Below are 19,627 nucleotides of genomic sequence, written 5' to 3'. Positions count from 1 at the left end.
TATGTGTTGTGTTTACAAGTTACTGTATGTGTCAGATAGTTAAGGTGATACCGTCATCAGCCGCCGAAACCGTGTTTATAGTTGCGGTGGTGATGGCGCTCACGGTGATGGTCACCGGTTTTGCCTGATTTATCATTGGACTTCTCATTTGAAGAATCGTCTGAAGATGTCTCTTCAGTTGACTCTTCGATATTTGCTTCGTCTTCTGAACTTGCACTGTTTGCAGCGTCCTCGTTCTCGATACTTGTGTTGCTTGCTGCTTCAGTAGCTTCGAGCTCATTCTCGGGAAGGCTAGCCTCGATAGAAGAGGAGTCATCAGCTGCGGAACTATCATCATTTTTTGATGATTCTAATTCTTTTCTGAATCTTTCTGCTGCTGTATATGCAGTTTCACCTTTTTTAACTTCTATATAGTATTCGGAGTAGTCTTTTTCGGGATTGTAATCTTCGATATCGTTTCTGGCTATTTCCGCATTCATTTCTTCACTTTGATATATTTTCGTAAGGACATAACCGATATAGCCGGAAATCTTTTCATCTTCACCGATCTGGTCATAATCTTGTTCGGGAATAAGGAATCTGTCTTCAATCTCATATTTTTTGCTTTTCTCATTTTCGCCGATCACTACAACACCAATATTCTGGAACTGGATTCCGCATGACTGGATATTGAAATCCTCAAAATATTTGCAGCCGGTCATTGTTGTGTGAGAATGACCGTCAAGTAGAAGGTCAATTCCTTTAACGTCAGCAAATAGATCTACACTTCTGATTCCTTTTTTATAAAGTAAGTCATATTTATCTGTTGGATCTTCTTTCTTTTGTTTTTCTGTTTTTTGAGGCCATAATGCTTCATCGTCTTCGACTTTTTCAAGATTTTTTGCAGCTCTTTTACCGGGGTCATCATCTACTCCAAGATGAGTGAGACCGATTATTACATCAGCATTTTTGTTTTGTAATTCTTTTACCTGATTTTGAGCACATTCATGCAAATAGGTGGCTTCATCGGAACATTCAAAATTGTTCTTTCTGTACCAACTGTTGTTTTCCAAACTATCTAAACCAAAAAAGCCGATTTTTGCGTTGTTTCCTAAAATTAAATTAGGCTTAATTCTTTCTGCATATATGTCTTTGGAAATATTGGCATCGACTATTTTGAAATTAGCCTCGTTGATGATGTCATCCAGATCGGTCTTATCCCTTTCAAATTCATGATTGCCCAGGCAGATGATGTCATAGCCTACGGCGTTCATGATTTTTACGGGTGCGATACCTCTGGTCTTTAAAGAAGGGTTATCCAGCATATTGGTTTTCTTAATGTAATTATCAACGTCTTTATCTGTACTGAAGTCGCCGGAATCTACGATGAGGACTTCGGCGCCTTGTTTTTTAAGCAGATTTCTAAGCTGTGATACATAAGTGAATTCCAAAAGGGCACCGTGAATGTCGCTGGTAGAAATAAGAACTATCTTTTTGGATAAATCTTTTTTTAACAAATTGCCCAAAAAGTTTTTGTCTTTACTGGTTTTATCACTGATTTTATCTTTGGAAATATCAAAAGATACCTTTTCGCTTCCCGCCGCGAATGCAGTATTGGTACCTACTGCAGAAAAGAGCATACTCATTGCCATAGCGGCTGTAAGCATACTTTTAAGAACGATTTTTTTTCTCAATTTAAATATACCTCCTCGTCAGTGTTTTTGGTTTGTGCGAGGAAAGAGGTTTTTGTTCGAGAGACTTTATTTTGTTGTGGGGATAATGCTTAGATAGATAATATGTGTTCTCTATGATTCATACTTCATTTATATGATCGAATATTTAAAGACGGAACCTGGGGATTCCGATGCATCTGTATAAATGTAATGGGAATCATAGAGGGGTCATACATGATCCCTTTTGTCTCTCAGGTCTTGCTTAGTATTTCATTGTTTCTCACATGTATGTGAAGACATTGCCATGTGGCAATGTCTTTTTTTCGCGGAGCCGAAGCTCCGGTGTTACGTAAAAACTCTTTCCTTTTACAAACGTTAAGTGTTATGGGGAACACTAGTGTGTTTGGGGAACACTCGTACACCGTAGCAAAATTATAAAATCATGTCAAATAAAGGTTACGAAAAATACACGGATTATTTTTTGATGAGTCCGATAGATACTGGGGTAAAAATTAAATGTGATTTTTTTTTGAACACATTGTGGATAACTCTGTGGAAACTGTTAATAAAATATAAGTTTCCCTTGCAATAAATAAAAATTATTAAAAAAGATGTATATTTTTTTAAAATTAATGGTAAGATATATGAGTAAGATTAATAACGCTAAGTATTGTTTAAGAGGGGGACAAATACGAGGCAAAGTACTAAATACCGCGAAGGAGAGCGTGTGAGAAGGAAAGAATTTATTTCAAAAAAATTAGCAGTAGTTTTAATGTCAGCGATCATGCTGATCGCACCGATTGTGGGAAGTGTCGCAGCGCCGATGGAGGCATGCGCGGCGCCTGATATACTTGAACAATATAAAGATATATCCGGAAATTTTGAATGGATAGATGATAATCCGGAAGGAGAAGAAGTATCATATCAGGAAAACCATACTATGAGGAGAAATAACGAAGGCGATATTGATTATAACCGTGGTGGAGTAATACATAATACTGAAACCGGAAAAATTGAATACAATGAAGGCTACGCTGTTTTTTTGAATGATGGATATGTGGGAACTAATGCATTTGAAGTTTTGTATAACAGTCCTACAGGTACAGTTGAAGTGAATGAAGAATCGGTTAGTGATAATGATGGTTATGTTGGTGTTAATAATGGTATTGTTTACAATTGCTCCGGAGTAGTCGGAGAAAATTGTGAATCGGCTTTGGTTGTAGGAATGCCAAGCAATTATGTCATGCTAGACAAAAATAAAGAAGATTCTGTTGGGACAATTAATGTCAATAGTGGCGGAGCAATTATTAATGGAGCTTGGGAAAATGATTCAATCACTGTAAATGAATTTGTTTATGGAGATGTGAGTACGGATTCTAATTATACTAATCATGATGGCTCTATGGTCACACCTAGAAAAGGAACAGTCCATATCATTAATAATTATGACAGCAAAGAATTTAAAGGTAATGATCTTATTATTGTAGATAATCAGTATCATACGGTATCGTTTGATAATCTTGAAAATGCAACGGCTCATTATGATAATTTTGATAAAAATTATATGGGCGTTAATTATGAGAAGACTGCTGTTAATAAAGAGGATATTCCTGTAGATGGTATCATTACGCTTAAAGCTAACGATGGCTACGAGATTACTGACGATGGTCAGATGAGCGGAGAAGTAGGAAAACTTTCTTATAACCTCGGTAAGAATGAAGATGGCTCATATACTGTTAATATTAATTCACTTCATGGAAATGTCGCGCTTACTCCTGCAATGCTTCATCTTATCATTTCACAGCTTACAGGCGATGAGACTACAGAGGTTAAGATCGGCGGCGCTACAGTAAATCTTGATGATATCAAGGATGATGAAGCAATTGTTATCAGCGGTGGTTCAGACAACTCAGGAAGCCCTGCCGAGGCAGCTGCTCCTGCAGGTTACAACCTTGCCGATGAGGCTATCAAGGCTGTTACAGATCAGGTTCAGAAGCAGGTAGCTGCAAGCGGAAATGATATCGCAGCACTTGAGGTTATTGATATTTACTTTGGTGATAAGATTGACATGACACCTACTGTTATTAAGTATCTTTGCGAGAATGTACCTGTAGCTAAGAGATGTCACTTTGATTACAAGGATCAGGAATATGTAATGTTTATTCCTGCATTTGACCTTGTTGCACCCGCGTATGCAGAAGGTCTTGAAGTATTGAATGATGAGCCCGCTCATACAGCCGGCTTCCTTAGAATTACACAGATCTTTGAGAAGCTTGGCTTTGCTACTAAGGTAGTAGAAGAGCAGGAAGCTGCAGAATAATTTTTTTGAATAGATATAAAAAGGAGAAATACTGGGGAATCCCGGTATTTCTCCCTTTTTTTATAACAAAAAACAATATGTGTGTGAAAGGAGAGTTATATGAGGAAAAAGAGTTTTTCTAAGAAAGTTGTGGCAATACTGATGTCAGTATCGGTTTCAATTGTGCCTGCTGTAGGTTCGGTGCTCGTGCCTGTTAGTGCTTATGCGCAGGAACAGCCTGTAACTGCTGACAATCCTAAAGACGGATTTGTAGAGTATGTGTCGGATTACATGGCTAATAATTATGGCGCTGTCGATACCAACGATTCGTCTATTGAGAATAATTACGGCGTGATCGGTGCAGACAACCAGGATTCGGAAGTTCTGAATAATTTTGGCACGATAAGTGAAAATAGCGGATCGGTCTATTTTAACTTTGGGGAAGTGACCAATAATTTTAGACGCGGATATGTTGCGAATGTCGGCGGAACTGTTGTCAATAATTTCGAAGATGCCGGAGTGATCGGCGGAAGACAGTACGACGTAGAAAGCTCTTTTGCCCAATCAAAAGGAACCGGTAGTACTGTTGTCAATAACATTGGCGGGACTGTTGTAAACGGATATTGTTCGGGTGATCTTCTGACAATAAATAATTATTATTATGGTGATGTTGTGCAGGGCTATACCCGCGCTGCATCGGGCGATAATGAGCCTAACAGAGGTAAGATTCATATTATCAATGATTTTTCCGAAGCCGGAATCGAAAATAATGATTTCGTTACCGTAGATAATCATTATCACTATGTGGATGTAAAAGAAGCCGGCAATGTTGATGTTATCTATGAAGGGTTCACTATTGGTGACTATAATAAAAAACATTATGCAGAAATCTCCGCAGATGCAGAGTCTGCCAATATAACATCTACAATCACAATTAAAGCCGGGGACGGTTATGAGCTTTGCGATGACGGTGTGCTTTCGGGAGATACCGGCAAGATGTCTTATGTTCTTGATAAGAATGATGACGGTTCTTATACGGTGAAGATTACTTCACTATCAGGAAATGCCGAGATCTCGCTTGGAGATCTTCATCTGGATATTATCGGAAAGTGAGCGTGGAATGGGTTTATTATGGTCGTTTTTGACCTGATAAAAATAAAAACAAAAAAGGAGAGAGTAAATGAGAAACAAGATTTTTTCAAAGAAAGCAGTAGCTGCGATCATGTCGGCATCGGTTGTGCTTATGCCGATCACTGCTTTTGCGGCGGAGCAGGTTTCGGATAATCCGGAGAGCGGTTATGTGGAATTCTTGTCGGAAAACATGGTTAATAATTTCGGAACTGTTGATAAGAATGATGGTTCCATTTCAAACAACTACGGTTTCCTTGGCTGGAATTACGCTCAGGAATGGGGAGTCGAAAACAACTTTGGAACGGTTGATTATAACGAGATGGGCGTACATAACAACTATGGTGAGATAAACAACAATTATCACAATGCTCTGGTGTTCAATATTACCGGAAACGTGCTCAACAACAATGAGACGGCTTCTGTAGTCGGAGGCGCCGAATATGATGAAAACGGAGAAGCAGAAAGAGGAAGCGGAACCGTTACATATAACAACGGCGGAAGGCTCTATGCCGGATATAATGCTGACGATCAGCTTACCGTAACCAACTTTTATTACGGTGAGGTTTTGGGAAATTATGATAATCCCACCAACGATGAAGGCGACGAGATTGGTAAGATCCACATCCTTAATGACTTTTCGGAGGAAGGTGTAGATGCGATCGCTGATGAAAAGGGTGTTGCAGATAAGAGCTTTATCACTGTGGATAAGCATTATCATTCTGTAGAAGTTAAAGACGCCGACAACGTAGACGTGTCATATACAGGTTTTGTTTTCAGTGATTTCGATGAAAAAGAGTATGCGCTTGTTGCTGAAAACGGTGAACCCATTCAGGTAAATTCTTCCATTACGATTAAAGCTAAGCATGGCTATAAGCTTTCCGATACAGGAAAAACAAGTGGGGAAACAGATAAGTTTTCATACACACTTGATAAGCACCGCGATGGCTCTTATACAGTGAATATCACGGAGCTTAAGGGGAACGCTGAGATCACGCTTAAGGATCTTCATCTTGATGTTTGCAAAAAACGCTGAATAAAAGGAGAGGGAAATGAGAAGAAAGAGATTTGTTTCAAAAGAACTTGCTAGGATTTTATTATCAGCCGCTATGGTGTTTACTCCGATTGTTGTAGGCATGACAATGAAAGTGGATTCGTATGCTGCCGAGGAGAGTACTGATGATGGAACAAAAGAGGTGGCGATTGAGGCTTCACAGGAAAGTACATCTGAAGACGCGTCTGAGGCAGCGGCGGAACCTGCGTCTTCGTCAGGTGACTATGTTGACACCAACAATGGAAAGATCAACACAAATTATTCTACTGTTGGTGTCAATGACGGTACGATCTTAAACAATAACGGACTTGTTTTTACCAATAACGCTGAGATAGTAAATAACGACAAAAACGGAGTTGTTGGTGAAAATAATTCGAGGGTTATAAGTAATAATGGTGTTGTAGGTGAAAACAAGAGTGATGTCATCGATAATAATAATACTGTTAACATCAACAGAGATCGCATTATCAACAACAATTATTATGTTGAACTAAATGATACGGATGCCACTATTATCAATAACGCAGGTCATGTTTTATGCAATGCCGGCTATGTGGACAATAATACTGATATGATTGAGAATAATGACAAAGCTGTAGGCAACAATTCGGCTTTGATCATGGCCAATAACGGCGTTGTCGGTGAGAATAGCGGAAACATTGTAGAGAATTATTCCGAAGCTACTATCGTTGAAGAAGGTGCTGTACAGAATAATTATACGGGTGGTGTTGTTTACGGAAGTGCCCTCGATCCTGATGACGCTCGAATCAGCAGCGCTGTTGTTGCAAATAACAGAGGCGGAACGGTAATAAGCGGAGTTAAATCTGAAGATGATCTGACGATCGGGAATTATTATTACGGTGATCTGAAAAACACGGTAGATACACCTGACGGTGAAGTTACCTGCAATGGAACAATACACATTACCAATAAGTATGGTGAAAAAGGCGATACCGACAAAGAATTTGTTACGGTAGAGAATAGATACAACAGTGTAGAAGTATATGATACGGATAACACGGATGTTACATACAATGATTTTGTACGTGACGACGTGGATTACACACAGTATATTCAGACTGCTAAAAATGGTGAGCCTGTTGAGATTGCCGGAACTATAACTCTCAAGGCAAAAGACGGTTATTCTCTTTCCGATAACGGACAGCTATCCGGAGAGACAGATAAGATGGCATTTGCTCTCAGCAAGAATGAAGACGGATCATATACGGTAAGTTTTTCATCGCTTACGGGAAATGTATCGCTTACACTCGAGGATCTTCATCTTAAGGTATCCGAAAAAAATAATGAAACAGTTGTTAGTACAGTTGGTGATAAGCCTATTGATGGTGTGTCCGGCGGACAGTCGGATACAGTCTATGTTCCCGGCGTAGAGAATCCCGGTCTTGGAATGGTATACAGTGTTAACGACGGACCACGCGTATATATTCCCATAGAAGAGAAGACTCGTGCACCCAGGGGTGGAAGAGACGCTCGTTCGTTCAAGGTGCTGGAGTTTGGCTTTGGATCTATTACCGATCTTAGTGTGTCGGTAGTGAAGACTCTTTGCGAAGACGGTACTTTAGCTAAGAGATGCTATTTTGTTTATGAAGACAAGCTGTATGCCCTGGACATACCTGTTGTTGATACATCATCGACAGAGTACACGGAGGCAATAGATGCGCTGTCAAAAGAGAGCGGCAAAGCAGCGAATTTCATGAAAGTAGCTCAGATATTTGAAAAGGTGGGATTTACCGTTACGGAAGTTGCGCAGTAATAAAGCGTTATGCAACAGATGTTGCAAAATGTTAATGCAAAATGAAAAAGTGAAATAAAAGTTAAATTCCCGGAAAGCGCAGGTGCTTTCTGGGAATTTTTTATATCTCAGCATATAATGATGATAAAAAATGAAAAAAATATAAAAATATATTTAATAATTATTAAAAAATAGTTGCATTTTATAAAAAATATGTTACTATATAAATACACAAACAAACCGCGCTTATAAAGGAAAGGAAGTTAGTTATGGGGAAAGAAATGCTTATCAATTCACACACGCAGATAGTAAAAGGAAAGTACATTTTTACAGACGAGCTTGATAGAATAAAAAAATGGGGAAAGTGAACCCAACGCGCTTATGCATAAAGAAAAAACGCCTTGGTTTTCACAGTGCATTTTATCAAGGCTCTGTAGAAAGAACTACTGATCGATTTATAAAAAAGAAAGGGGCTTTCTCGGATGCATCGGCATTCGAGGAGAGTCCCTTTCTTTGTTTATTTATAATGTTTTTGATTACTTAGTCTTTAATTCCTGACCTACAAGAATGTTATTGGCATCCTTGATAACGTCCTTATTGAGTTCGTAAAGGTCTTTCCATTTGTTTCCGTCACCATATACGACAGCTGCGATCTTCCAGAGATTGTCGCCGGATACGACAACGTAGGTGTCAGCGGAAGGCTGTGTCTGCGCGGGAGTAGCTTCAGCAGCGGGAGCTGTTTCAGCTGCAGCTTCTGCAGGCTTCTCGGCAGTAGCATCTGCTTTTTCCTCGGCTTTAGCTTCAGCAGCAGGAGCCTCAGCTTTTTCCTCAGCCTTGGCAGGTTCTTCGGCTTTAGCTTCAGCAGCGGGAGCCTCGGCTTTTGCCTCTTCCTTAGCGGGTGCTGCAGCGGCCTCACCTGAACCGGCCTGAACGGCTGCCTTTGCGTCAGCTATTGTGGAAGCGTCTGTAGCGGAAGTAATGATCGTCTGATCACCTCTGGGCTTTCCGTACTGAGCAGCTGTAATGTTACCGTCAAGAATCTGCTTAACATATTCCATAACGGCTTCATCCATTACAATACCTGTATCGAACTGTGAGCTTGCGTTTGCGAAAGCATAGTATGTATCGCCGCCGGCTGCACAGAAGTTATTGGTTACTACAGCGTATGTGTCATTCATGTTGAAAGGCTGTCCGTTGATGCTCTGAATGGTCACACGATTGATCTTGGAAGGAGCATAGTATGTTGACTTGGGATATGCGGCTCCCTGAGCATAAGGCACTGTTGTATCAAGCATAAACTTGATTCCGGATGTCTGAGGATAACCGCCTACAGCTTCGGGTGCGGCAAATGTTGAAGCTTCAAGAGCTTCAAGAAGCTCAGAACCCTTAACATAAACAACGGCAACTGTGTTTCCGAAAGGAAGAACAGTGTTAAGGTCTGCCTTGGTAACATCGCCGGCTTTGATCGTAGCCCTGATTCCGCCGCCGTTTGTGATAGCAACGACGTGATCCTCGGGAACGGTAATTCCGCCGTCTGTTCTAAGAACGCTCCAGATAAGTGCGTCAGCGATGAGATCGCCGAGGTTTGTTTCCTGAGTTCTGTTTCCGGGAGCTTTATTTCCGTCAAGGAGAACTTCGCTCTTTGCAAATACTACGCTGTATTCGTTATCAACCTTTTTGATTATATCGTTGGCAACGTTAAAAGATGTAACTTCGGGCTGAAGTCCGTCGAGTGTGATGAGGAACTTATCCTCAATAGCCTTGGAAGCATCGTCGATAATAACGACACCGATGTTTTCTACCTTGGTTCCTGTAGAAAGAATAGGCTCATTCTTGGCACCTGCTGTCATAACAGTGTGAGAGTGGCCGTCAAGAATAAGGTCGATGCCCTTAGTCTTGGCATACATATCAACGCTTCGATGTCCGTCGGCAGCTGACTCTTCATCAACACCGAGGTGGCCGAGGCACAAAACAAGATCTGCACCCTGAGACTTTAATGCATCAGTCTGAGCCTGAGCGCATTTGTAAATGTCGGATTTTGAAAGGAAAGATATTCCTTTGATAAGACCGGGGTTAACCTTGGTCTGTGTCTCGGGTGTTTCCATTCCGAAGAATCCGAGCTTTAAACCGCTCTTTGTAACATACATATAATTGGGATCGTAAATAGGATTGCCGTTTGCATCAAGCACATTTGCACAGATAACTTTAAACTTAGCCTGTGTAAGATTTGCTGCAAGCTGAGCATAACCGTAATCAAATTCGTGATTTCCTAAAGTTGCGATATCGTATCCCGCCGCGTTCATAACCGTAACGGCGGTTGCCCCCATTGATGTGCTTACATAAGGAGTTCCCTGGCTGAAATCACCTGAGTCGACGAGAATAACCTCAGCGCCTCTGGCAGCAAGGTTCTGCTTAAGTGAAGCTACATAAGCATATCTTCCGAGTGCACCGTGGACGTCATTTGTCTGTAATACCACGGTTTTGCCGGTAAGATCTGCAGGAATGTCTGCGATGGTTCTGACATCGGCCGGAGCATCATAAGCTGCAAGATTAAGTGTCGGTACACTTAATGCAAAGAAGATAGCGATTGCAAGAGCAGATGCTATTGACCTTGTCATCTTAGTAATAGTCTTCATACCATACCTCCTTTATATTTAATTATGTCTAAAAAATATTATAACTCATTACCGTCAAAATTACTTGGCGCGTTCCCTTATTTTCTTAAGATCTTCGGGAGAAAAAGTATACTTTTTGTTGCAGAAGTGACAGCACACATCAAAGTCCTTGTTTTCCTCTATCATCTCATCAAGCTCTTTTTTACCGATCAGCATAAGAGCCCTTTCGACTCTGTCCTTATCGCAGTTGCAGTAAAAGTTAAGATCAACCTTGTCAGTGATCTCTACGTCAAAGCCCTCAAGAAGGATGTTAAGGAGCTCTTCCGGAGTCTTTTCGGCTTTTAAGATATCAGTTACGGAAGTGAATTTTTTAAGGTTCTCCTCAAGGTGATCGATGGTCGCGTCATCGGCAAAGGGCAGGAGCTGTATGATAAAACCGCCTGCTGCGATAACGGATAAGTTTTCTCTTTCGACAAGTACTCCGAGTCCGACCGAAGAAGGAGTCTGTTCGGACTTGGAAAAATAGTATGTGAGATCCTCTGCGACTTCTCCTGTATAAAGAGGAACCTGGCCTACATAGGGCTCTTTTAACCCCATATCCCTTATGACTGTGAGAGTTCCCTCACCAAAGCCTCCGCCAACATTGAGGTGTCCTGAAGCATTTGGCTCCATAATAACAAGAGGGTTGATGACGTAACCCTTGACGTTACCGTGCCTGTCAGCTGTTGCGAGTGCGCCCTTCATCGGGCCGTCGCCGTCTATCTTGACCGTAATGAGATCGTCGTCATTATCCATCATCGTTCCCATCATAACGGTTCCCGTCATCAGCCTTCCAAGCGCAGCTGCGGCGATGGGGGATAAGCCGTGGACCTTTCTTGCATATTCGGCAAGGTCTTTGGTTGTTGCGGCAAAGGCTCTGATCTGTGCATTTGCTGCGGTTGCCCTGACCATATAATCTTTATAAGACATAATAAATCCTCTTTCTTTTCTTGGTTTTCTTCAATATGATAAATGTTTTTTGAAACTGTGTAAATGAGACATTTGTTTGCTATAATTAAATTGTAATAATTAATATACGTAATTATGAATAGTACTCTTATGAGGAGGCCACACATGGAAGCTAAGATCAGAAAAGGAAAAGTTGTTCAAAAGCTTATTTTTGCAGCAATCGCGGCAATCGTTGGAATTGCGACGATGCTCACGATCATAAGCGGTATCGAGATAAATAAGACCTATACCACAATGGTCGAAGAGGAGCTCAGGTTTGCCGTTACACAGCTTGGAAGTGAGATGTCAAGTGTATGGGACGGTGATTGGCAGCTTGTTGACGGAAGTGTCTATAAAGGTGAAGAAAATGTCATGGCCGAATATGAAGAGATCATGGATAATCTCAAAGATGAGACGGGAATAGAGTATTCTCTTTTCTACGGAAAGACCCGTATGATCACAACGATGCTTGATGCAAGCGGTAAAAAGGCTGTCGGCCACGATATTTCCGATGCAGTTTACAATACCGTTGTAAAAGGAAACACGGCTACTTTTATTCCAAAGGCGATTCCCGCCGGGGCGGCGCAGCAATATTATTGCTACTATATGCCTCTTTGTCAGGACGACGGAACCCCTATCGGAATGGTCTTTTGCGGAAGAACGACGGCGGATGTTTCCTCCAAGATCAGATCGATAATCACTGCAATGGTAGTTGTGGCGATCATCCTTACGATAGCTCTTTCGACAGTCGGAATTCTTGTCGCGAATACGGTATCGGTCAAGATGAGAGCAATCGCGGATGAGCTGGATCTTTTGTCTAAGGGAGAACTCAAGCTCAACATAGATCCCAAATCGGTAAAAAGAAATGATGAGATCGGAATGCTTGCGGACGGAGCACAGATGCTGTCCGATAAGCTTGGCGAAGTAATCCGCACGACCATGGATATGTCAAAAGAACTGAAGAAATCCGGTTCCGAACTGTCTGAATCCGCTGATTCGGCTTCCGCTGCATCCAATCAGGTCAGTGAAGCTGTCGATGACATCTCAAGAGGTGCGGTAAGTCAGGCGGAGAGCGTTGAGACGGCGGCGGGAAGTACCGGCGATATCGGAAGAGACATTGATGTTGTAGCTGAGAATGTCGAGCAGCTCAATAACTATACAAATGAGATGAAGAGATCCTGCGAAGCGGCTATGGAAGCGCTTGACAGGCTTATCGAGCAGAGCGGCGAGGTGCAGGAATCCGTAAGAGATATAGGAAGTACGATAGAATCGACCAATGAATCGGCAAAAGAGATCACGAAGTTTTCGGAGGCTATATCGGAGATCGCATCGGAGACCAATCTTTTGTCACTTAATGCAAGTATAGAGGCTGCCAGAGCCGGTGAAGCGGGCAAAGGCTTTGCGGTAGTTGCGACTCAGATCGGTCAGCTTGCCATTCAGAGTAGTAACAGTGCGGAAGAGATAAATAAGATAGTAGAGAAGCTTGTTGCAGATTCCGAAGCTTCGGTTGAGGTTATGCAGAGACTTAATGCAAGCTTTGAGCATCAGTCGGAACAGCTCGATGATACCAGAAACAATATGAAAGGAATGGCCGAGAACGTCGGAAATGTTTCGGGAAGTACCGACATTATCGCAGGACATATCGAGCAGCTTAATGAAGCTAAAAATAAGCTTGTTGAGATTATCTCGGATCTTTCCGCTATATCTCAGGAAAATGCAGCATCAACGCAGGAGACCAATGCGTCTATGCAGGAGCTTAATGCGACATTCTCGATAATAACGGAGTCGGCGAGAAATCTTCAGGATCTTGCAGGCAATCTGACAGAAGCTATAAGCTACTTCAAACCGTGAAAATCAGGTTCGGTGCCCATCCATCCCCTTGGGCACTTGGGGCAAGGGATATTACCCTTGCCCTTTTTTAGCCTTTTTTTCAATTGACAGACTTTTAACGCGCAGATATAATTGAATTGTGGAATTCTTAACAATCCAATCGGAATTTTGTTCCACATATCAAAAATGAGGAGGAGCGGAATATGGCAGATAAAGAGATTTCTCAAGCCGTCATAGGGAGACTCCCACGTTATTTCAGATATTTAGGTGACCTTAAGGAAAAGGGTGTCGAGAGAATATCATCTCAGGAACTCAGCGATATAATGAAGGTTACTGCATCCCAGATCAGGCAGGATTTCAATAATTTCGGCGGATTTGGTCAGCAGGGATATGGTTATAATGTCGGCTATCTTTATGATGAGATCAGTAAGATACTTGGTATTGATAAGGAGCACAGCCTTGTTATAATCGGCGCCGGACATCTTGGTAAGGCTATTGCGGGTTACACCAACTTTACAAGAAGAGGTTTTGTATTTAAGGGGGCGTTTGACCGCGATCCATCGCTTTTCGGTACCAAGATAAGAGACGTAGAGGTTCGCCCTATAGATGAAGTTGAGGACTTTGTTCGCAAGAACAAGATAGAAATAGCCGTGCTTACGATCCCCAAGGATCAGGCAGTGCCCATGGCGCGCAGGCTTTCTGAATGTGGTATCAAGGCTATCTGGAACTTTGCGCATGTTGACCTTGAAGTTCCGGGCAGCATACAGGTTGAAAACGTACATTTATCTGACAGTTTGATGAAATTATCGTATAATATTAACAGATACGAACAAACATTAAACCCGGGTGAGAAAAAGTAATGGCAAAAGACAATAAAGTCTATATGTCTGCGCTTGAAGGGAAGAAGATTCCCATTCTGACGCTTGATAACAAATGGCATCAGCTTTTTACCCAGACGGAAATGTCGCCTGAGATCAAAGAGCTGGCGGATCAACTTAATGCACTGGTAGAGAGGGATTCCAAGCTTCGCGGAGAGACCAAGGACATCAAGAAACTTAAGAAGAAGCTTCTTGGCGAGATAGTTCCGCTTCGCGATAAAGCAGGTAAGATTGACAATCCCCAGATTGAGAAAGAGATCCAGGACAGGACCAGGCTTATCTCGGAGTGCAATGAGAGACTTGATTCCTATAGCGATGAGTTAAAAGACCTGTCGCGAGAAATATATGATGTGGATTATAAGCTTATGGTCGAGACCATGAATGTCTGCTATGAGAGGCTTCATGACAACACCGAATACATTTTGGAACTTGATGATTGGGTATCCAAAGTGAGAGTTGAGCTTAAGAAGAACATAATCCATATGCAGGAAGCGGAGCTTGAAAACTACAATCTCTATTCCTACATGCATCAGATATTCGGGCCTGAGGTTATGGAGATATTTGATCTTAAATACGATCCTAACAGAAGGCATCCCATCAGAAGGCCGAGAAGCGCCGATGACGGTGAATTTGTTGAATGAGTTATATATAGTAGGCTGCCCGAGTGGCAGCCTATTGTTCTAAAAAGGGGAAAACTACTATGAGATACGCAGTCACTAGCAGTGAGATGAAGCAGTACGACAGAAATACGTCGCAGATCTTCGGCGTTCAGACCGAGATTCTTATGGAAAGAGCATCTCTTTCGGTGTGCGATGAAGTAGACAGATACGCTGATGAAAGAAAGATCACGAGAAAGCGCAGAGCACTTGTCTTTGCGGGAATCGGAAACAACGGAGGAGATGGCGCATGTATCGCAAGACTCCTCAAACAGAGAGGATATCTTGTAAATCTGTGCGTTATCGGAGATCCCACCAAGTGCAGCGATCTTCTTTTGATGCAGCTCAAGATCTGCGGAAGTTACGGGATCACTACTGACACTTTTTCCAATATAAGAGACAACAAAAGCGTTGCCGAATGGGATATCATAGTAGATGCATTGTTCGGTATAGGGCTTTCAAGAAATGTCACGGGTACATTTGAGGAAGCGATAAACTATATCAATGATTGTAAAAAAGAAAGATTGGATGACATGTTCGTTGTATCTGTCGATATTCCTTCGGGAATAAACGCGGACAACGGCAAAGTCATGGACTGCGCCGTTATGGCGGATTCGACCGTTACCTTCAATCAGGTTAAGATAGGGCACCTTCTTTATCCGGGCTGCGAGTATACGGGTAAGCTTATTGTGAAGGACGCCGGTATCACGGACGAGAGCTTTTTGGCCAAAGAGCCTACGTGCTTTTGGTACGATGATGAGGTAAAAGATCTTTTGCCTGAGAGGAAAAAGGATTCCAACAAGGGAACAAACGGAAAAGTCCTTGTTATCGCAGGTTCCAAGACCATAAGCGGAGCTTGCATCTTATCGGCGGGCGCCTGCCTTAAATCCGGAGCGGGTATGGTCATGGTGTTTACGGCAGCCGAAAACGCGGACGCTGTGAAGACTCTTTTGCCTGAAGCACTTCTATGTACTTATGAGGATTTTGAGCCGATCCTTCCCAAGTTATCTGAAGCGATGAAGTGGTCAAGCTGTGCTGTTATTGGCCCCGGCATCGGTGCTGACGGTAAGGGAATAGAGCTTGTAAGAACGCTCTTTGACAACTATGACAAGGACATAATTGCGGATGCGGATGCGCTCAATATTATTTCGGATGACAAGAACTTACGTAGCATTGTTTCCAATTATGCTACGGGTGGCAAGAAGCTGATAATCACGCCTCATTTGGGCGAATTTGCAAGACTGTTTAATACGAGCGTTGCGGACTGCAAGGAGCATCTTTTGGAGTATCCCAAGGAGCTTGCGAACGAGCTTCACTGCACGGTCATCTGCAAGGATGCGCGCAGCATCGTAAGTGACAGCAATGAGAAAAAGATTTATATTAATATGAGCGGCAACGACGGAATGGCGACCGCAGGCAGCGGAGACGTGCTCACAGGTATTCTAGGAGCGCTTCTTAGCTATGATCTTACGGGATTTGAAGCGGCGTGCCTCGGAGCATACATTCACGGCGCTGCAGGAAATATCGCAGCAAGAGGCCACGGCAAGCTGTCTATGACGGCAACGGATATTGTCGATGAGCTTGAAGATATATTGAAATAAGGAAAAAGAAATCTAATGCAGAACGAGTTTTTGAGAGTTTGCGCCAAGATCGATCTGAGCGCTGTGGAGTACAACCTTGATTCCATGCGTGCCAACATACCTGAGGGTACCAAGATCATGGCGGTTATTAAGACAGATGCATACGGACACGGAAGTATCGAGATAGCAAAGGACCTTGAGACTAAGGATTACATCTGGGGCTACGCGACAGCGACCGCGGAGGAAGCCTTTGAGCTTAGGGATAACGGCATACGTAAGCCTATTCTTATTCTCGGTTACACCTTCCCTTACGCGTACGAGAGGATGCTCAAGGAAGGTATCAGGCCGACCGTCTTTAGATCAGACATGGTAAAAGAGCTTTCGCAGTGCGCGGACAAGCTTCTTAAAGACGGCGTGATAAAAGAGCCTGCACCTATCCATATCGCTGTTGATACCGGAATGTCCAGGATCGGAATACATCCCGACGATGCCGGAATTTCTTTTGTCCTTGAATGTGAAAAAGAAAAATCTCTTGAGATAGAAGGCATTTTCACTCACTTTGCAAGAGCGGATGAGAAGGATCTTTCCAATGTAAAAGAAAGAGAGCTTGTGTTTGCGGGCTTTGTAAGCGATGTGGAAGAGAAATTAGGACGCAAGATCGAGCTTCATCACTGCGCGAATTCCGCGAGTATCATTGCGGTTCCCGAATCATCCATGGATATGGTAAGAGCCGGTGTTACTATGTACGGAATGTGGCCTTCCGAGGAAGTGCCTAAGGATATTGTGGATCTTAAGCCTGTTATGGAGCTTATTAGCCATATAGTTATGATCAAAGAAGTTGCTGCGGGAACACCTGTAAGCTACGGCGGAACCTTTGTCTGCGATAAGAATACCAAGATCGCTACGATTCCCGTTGGCTACGGAGACGGATATCCCAGGAGCCTTTCCGGCAAGGGATACGTTCTTATTAGAGGCAAGCGAGCACAGATTCTTGGCAGAGTCTGCATGGATCAGTTCATGGTTGATGTGACTGATATTCCCGAAGCAAAAGAGGGCGACGATGTCATCCTCCTTGGAAAAGACAAGACAAGCGGAGAGGAGATCTCGGCTGAGCTTTTGGGAGAGATGAGCGGAAGATTCAACTACGAGCTTACATGCGATATTAATAAGAGAGTACCGAGGAAGTTTGTAAGATAAGAGGAGAATGTAAATGGGGAAAATAAAGAAATTCATCAAGAAACATCCTGTATTTATCTACATTGCCGCGCTCATACCCTTCGTGGTATCCTGCTACGGCTACTATATAACAGGTAAGTTTACATTCTGGGAATTCGTCTACGCCGCGATTGCCGTTTATTTTGTAAACCCGGTATCCGAAGACGTCAACGCATTCATCTTATTCGGTGAGATTACTTCCGTAATCGTAACAGCCGGAATCATTTTAAGTGTCCTTAAATACGCTTATGCCAAGATAGAACACTTCTTTATCAGGTTAAAAAAAGATTCGACCGTAGTATACACAGACAACGAGCTGGGGTACGCCCTTGCTTCATCATTAAAAAACGGATATGCAACAGAAAATGATTCCAGGCCTGAGAAGGTAAAAAACCACATTGTGATGTTTGAAAACGACGCCAAGAACATCACATTTTACAGTCAGAATGAGACAAGACTGAAGAATCAAAAGGTCTTCATGATGATGACTGAGCTTGATTCCACGCTTCTTAAAGCGACAGACACTTCGGAAGCAGACCTTCACTTCTTTAATACAAATGAACTTCTGGCACGAGATTATTGGAAAAAATACAATCTTTACAACCACAAGGATAAAAGCTTTAAGATTGCAATCATCGGAAACAACGACGTTGCCGATGCAATCTTTAAATACGGTTATCTCAATAACCTATATACTTTGGAGCAGTCTTTTGAATATCATATTTGGGGACTTACAGGTGCCAAGGCAAAGTTTATCGGTAATCTCCCGACTGACAACAAAGATACGATAATCATTCACGAAAATGACGCCTTTGAATTCGCTGATGCTTTTAAGGAGATTGACCGCGTGATCTACTGCTTTGAAGAAAACAGCATTGACATGATACAGATGGTCCTCTACGTAAATCCGACTGCGGAGATTCATTGTTATTTCAAGGAAGAAACAAGCTACGAAGATATTTACGATTCCGACAAGATCATTACCTTCGGAGCTCTTGACGATCTTCTTACGGAAGAAAGTGTTAAAAAAGAGAGCTTATATCTTCAAGGTAAACTCTTCAACTACGACTATGCACTTAGGTATTCAGAAAGATGTGCACCTTCCGACTATAAAAAAGAGATGGAAAACGAATGGAAAAAACTCAGCGGTTTTAAAAAGAGCTCAAGTATCGCAAGAGCTGATCACTACTGGATTGAAAAGAAATTAAAGGAAGACGGCATTCTGAGTGATGAAGATGAAGACGCACTTAAGATCGAACACATCAGATGGAGCCGTTTCCACTTTATAAATCACTGGTCTTATGCAGAAAAAAGAGATAACGAGAAGCGTAAGCACAATCTCCTTGTTCCTTATGAGAAGCTTTCGGATGCTGAAAGAGCAAAAGACGGAATCTACGATAAGACTATCAAAAGAGAAATAGAAAAACTGGTGTAAATATTTATGACAAATCAGTTTTTATTTTCTTACGTTCTCTTGCAAGGACAAGTATTACCGTGATATCATGTTAATTAGTTATTTACAAATACGCTTATAAGATAAAAGGAAGGATAGGGGAAATGTCTGAAAATAAAGTCTTTATGGACACGAATGTCTTTACGGAGATAGTCGATTCTATCGGCACCTCTGCGTCTACCTGTGTCCTTTCCGATGCTGTACTTAATAACGTAAAAACCTGGGATAATACCGCTGTTGGCAAGAAGATGACTAAACTCTTAAAGGATGTCCTTCAGTCATCTAAGGCTTATAATGCGGAATCAGCGGCAGTTTTGCCGTCGGCTTATATCAAGATGCGAGACAGCATGATGAACGTAGATAAAGAAGCTGCTTCAAGTATAAAAGTCGAGACAAGTAAAAGATGATGGGGAATAAATATGAGATCTATAGAAGATATACAAGCAGAGATAGATGCGCTTTGGGAAAAGATCGGAAGAGCGGAGGATCTGAAAGCAATCTTCATTGATTCACGCGGTCGCATAGTA

General features: G+C 42.2%; 14 protein-coding genes. 11 read left to right on the top strand and 3 right to left on the bottom strand.

From position 1 onward, the window contains the following. Positions 1–56: 56 nt before the first annotated feature. A complete protein-coding gene (locus tag BM377_RS10165; RefSeq protein ID WP_092247617.1) occupies positions 57–1,673 on the bottom strand; it encodes a metallophosphoesterase in 1,617 nt (538 codons plus the stop codon). A gap of 706 nt (positions 1,674–2,379) precedes the next feature. On the opposite strand from BM377_RS10165, the gene BM377_RS10160 reads away from it, so the two are divergent. The 4 genes from BM377_RS10160 to BM377_RS10145 all read left to right on the top strand — a co-directional run bounded on the left by BM377_RS10160 (position 2,380) and on the right by BM377_RS10145 (position 7,907). After that, positions 2,380–3,972, top strand: a complete 1,593-nt coding sequence (locus BM377_RS10160) for a hypothetical protein (protein ID WP_092247614.1) — start codon at positions 2,380–2,382, stop codon at positions 3,970–3,972. Positions 3,973–4,071: 99 nt separating this feature from the next. Beyond that, on the top strand, positions 4,072–5,064 hold the full coding sequence (locus BM377_RS10155; protein WP_092247611.1) for a hypothetical protein: 993 nt from the start codon (positions 4,072–4,074) through the stop codon (positions 5,062–5,064). Between the two features lie 67 nt (positions 5,065–5,131). After that, positions 5,132–6,115 (top strand): hypothetical protein, encoded by a 984-nt coding sequence (locus BM377_RS10150; protein ID WP_092247608.1) that lies wholly within the window; start codon positions 5,132–5,134, stop codon positions 6,113–6,115. 16 nt (positions 6,116–6,131) lie between these two features. Beyond that, a complete protein-coding gene (locus BM377_RS10145) occupies positions 6,132–7,907 on the top strand; it encodes a hypothetical protein (protein WP_092247605.1) in 1,776 nt (591 codons plus the stop codon). A 515-nt stretch (positions 7,908–8,422) separates the two neighbouring features. Here BM377_RS10145 and BM377_RS10140 read toward each other — a convergent pair. Together BM377_RS10140 and hslO are read right to left on the bottom strand one after the other, a co-directional pair. Continuing rightward, positions 8,423–10,522: a 5'-nucleotidase C-terminal domain-containing protein gene (locus tag BM377_RS10140; RefSeq protein WP_143104496.1), complete on the bottom strand. Its 2,100-nt coding sequence runs from the start codon at positions 10,520–10,522 to the stop codon at positions 8,423–8,425. Between the two features lie 60 nt (positions 10,523–10,582). Then, positions 10,583–11,470, bottom strand: coding sequence for an Hsp33 family molecular chaperone HslO (gene hslO / locus BM377_RS10135; RefSeq protein WP_092247602.1), 888 nt, complete (start codon positions 11,468–11,470; stop codon positions 10,583–10,585). A 144-nt stretch (positions 11,471–11,614) separates the two neighbouring features. On the opposite strand from hslO, the gene BM377_RS10130 reads away from it, so the two are divergent. From BM377_RS10130 to BM377_RS10100, 7 genes are all read left to right on the top strand, one after another. Then, the gene (locus BM377_RS10130) at positions 11,615–13,339 is read left to right on the top strand and encodes a methyl-accepting chemotaxis protein (protein WP_177223853.1); all 1,725 of its coding nucleotides are present in this window, start codon (positions 11,615–11,617) and stop codon (positions 13,337–13,339) included. Between the two features lie 182 nt (positions 13,340–13,521). Then, positions 13,522–14,178 carry a redox-sensing transcriptional repressor Rex gene (locus tag BM377_RS10125; RefSeq protein ID WP_092247596.1) on the top strand — a complete coding sequence of 219 codons (657 nt, stop codon included), beginning with the start codon at positions 13,522–13,524 and terminating at the stop codon, positions 14,176–14,178. Further along, positions 14,178–14,837, top strand: a complete 660-nt coding sequence (locus BM377_RS10120; protein WP_092247593.1) for a hypothetical protein — start codon at positions 14,178–14,180, stop codon at positions 14,835–14,837. The genes BM377_RS10125 and BM377_RS10120 overlap by 1 nt, the downstream gene beginning before the upstream one ends. 59 nt (positions 14,838–14,896) lie before the next feature. Beyond that, complete coding sequence (locus tag BM377_RS10115) at positions 14,897–16,453, top strand: NAD(P)H-hydrate dehydratase (RefSeq protein ID WP_092247590.1); 1,557 nt, start codon at positions 14,897–14,899, stop codon at positions 16,451–16,453. Positions 16,454–16,468: 15 nt separating this feature from the next. Beyond that, on the top strand, positions 16,469–17,629 hold the full coding sequence (gene alr / locus BM377_RS10110) for an alanine racemase (protein WP_092247587.1): 1,161 nt from the start codon (positions 16,469–16,471) through the stop codon (positions 17,627–17,629). 13 nt (positions 17,630–17,642) lie between these two features. Continuing rightward, positions 17,643–19,082, top strand: a complete 1,440-nt coding sequence (locus BM377_RS10105; RefSeq protein WP_092247584.1) for a RyR domain-containing protein — start codon at positions 17,643–17,645, stop codon at positions 19,080–19,082. Between the two features lie 122 nt (positions 19,083–19,204). After that, complete coding sequence (locus BM377_RS10100; RefSeq protein ID WP_092247581.1) at positions 19,205–19,507, top strand: hypothetical protein; 303 nt, start codon at positions 19,205–19,207, stop codon at positions 19,505–19,507. The last annotated feature ends 120 nt before the right edge of the window (positions 19,508–19,627 follow it).

The sequence above is a fragment of the Butyrivibrio sp. INlla21 genome (assembly GCF_900116875.1).
In the GTDB taxonomy this organism is placed as follows: domain Bacteria; phylum Bacillota; class Clostridia; order Lachnospirales; family Lachnospiraceae; genus Butyrivibrio.
This window is presented reverse-complemented; position numbering and strand designations above follow the sequence as displayed.

Bases quoted from the DNA above. Each gene is read 5' to 3' on its own strand.
- BM377_RS10140 (WP_143104496.1), bottom strand. From the start codon at position 10,522: ATGAAGACTATTACTAAGATGACAAGGTCAATAGCATCTGCTCTTGCA.
- BM377_RS10145 (WP_092247605.1), top strand. From the start codon at position 6,132: ATGAGAAGAAAGAGATTTGTTTCAAAAGAACTTGCTAGGATTTTATTA.
- alr (WP_092247587.1), top strand. From the start codon at position 16,469: ATGCAGAACGAGTTTTTGAGAGTTTGCGCCAAGATCGATCTGAGCGCT.
- BM377_RS10125 (WP_092247596.1), top strand. From the start codon at position 13,522: ATGGCAGATAAAGAGATTTCTCAAGCCGTCATAGGGAGACTCCCACGT.
- BM377_RS10105 (WP_092247584.1), top strand. From the start codon at position 17,643: ATGGGGAAAATAAAGAAATTCATCAAGAAACATCCTGTATTTATCTAC.
- BM377_RS10155 (WP_092247611.1), top strand. From the start codon at position 4,072: ATGAGGAAAAAGAGTTTTTCTAAGAAAGTTGTGGCAATACTGATGTCA.
- BM377_RS10150 (WP_092247608.1), top strand. From the start codon at position 5,132: ATGAGAAACAAGATTTTTTCAAAGAAAGCAGTAGCTGCGATCATGTCG.
- BM377_RS10120 (WP_092247593.1), top strand. From the start codon at position 14,178: ATGGCAAAAGACAATAAAGTCTATATGTCTGCGCTTGAAGGGAAGAAG.
- BM377_RS10100 (WP_092247581.1), top strand. From the start codon at position 19,205: ATGTCTGAAAATAAAGTCTTTATGGACACGAATGTCTTTACGGAGATA.
- BM377_RS10130 (WP_177223853.1), top strand. From the start codon at position 11,615: ATGGAAGCTAAGATCAGAAAAGGAAAAGTTGTTCAAAAGCTTATTTTT.
- hslO (WP_092247602.1), bottom strand. From the start codon at position 11,470: ATGTCTTATAAAGATTATATGGTCAGGGCAACCGCAGCAAATGCACAG.
- BM377_RS10115 (WP_092247590.1), top strand. From the start codon at position 14,897: ATGAGATACGCAGTCACTAGCAGTGAGATGAAGCAGTACGACAGAAAT.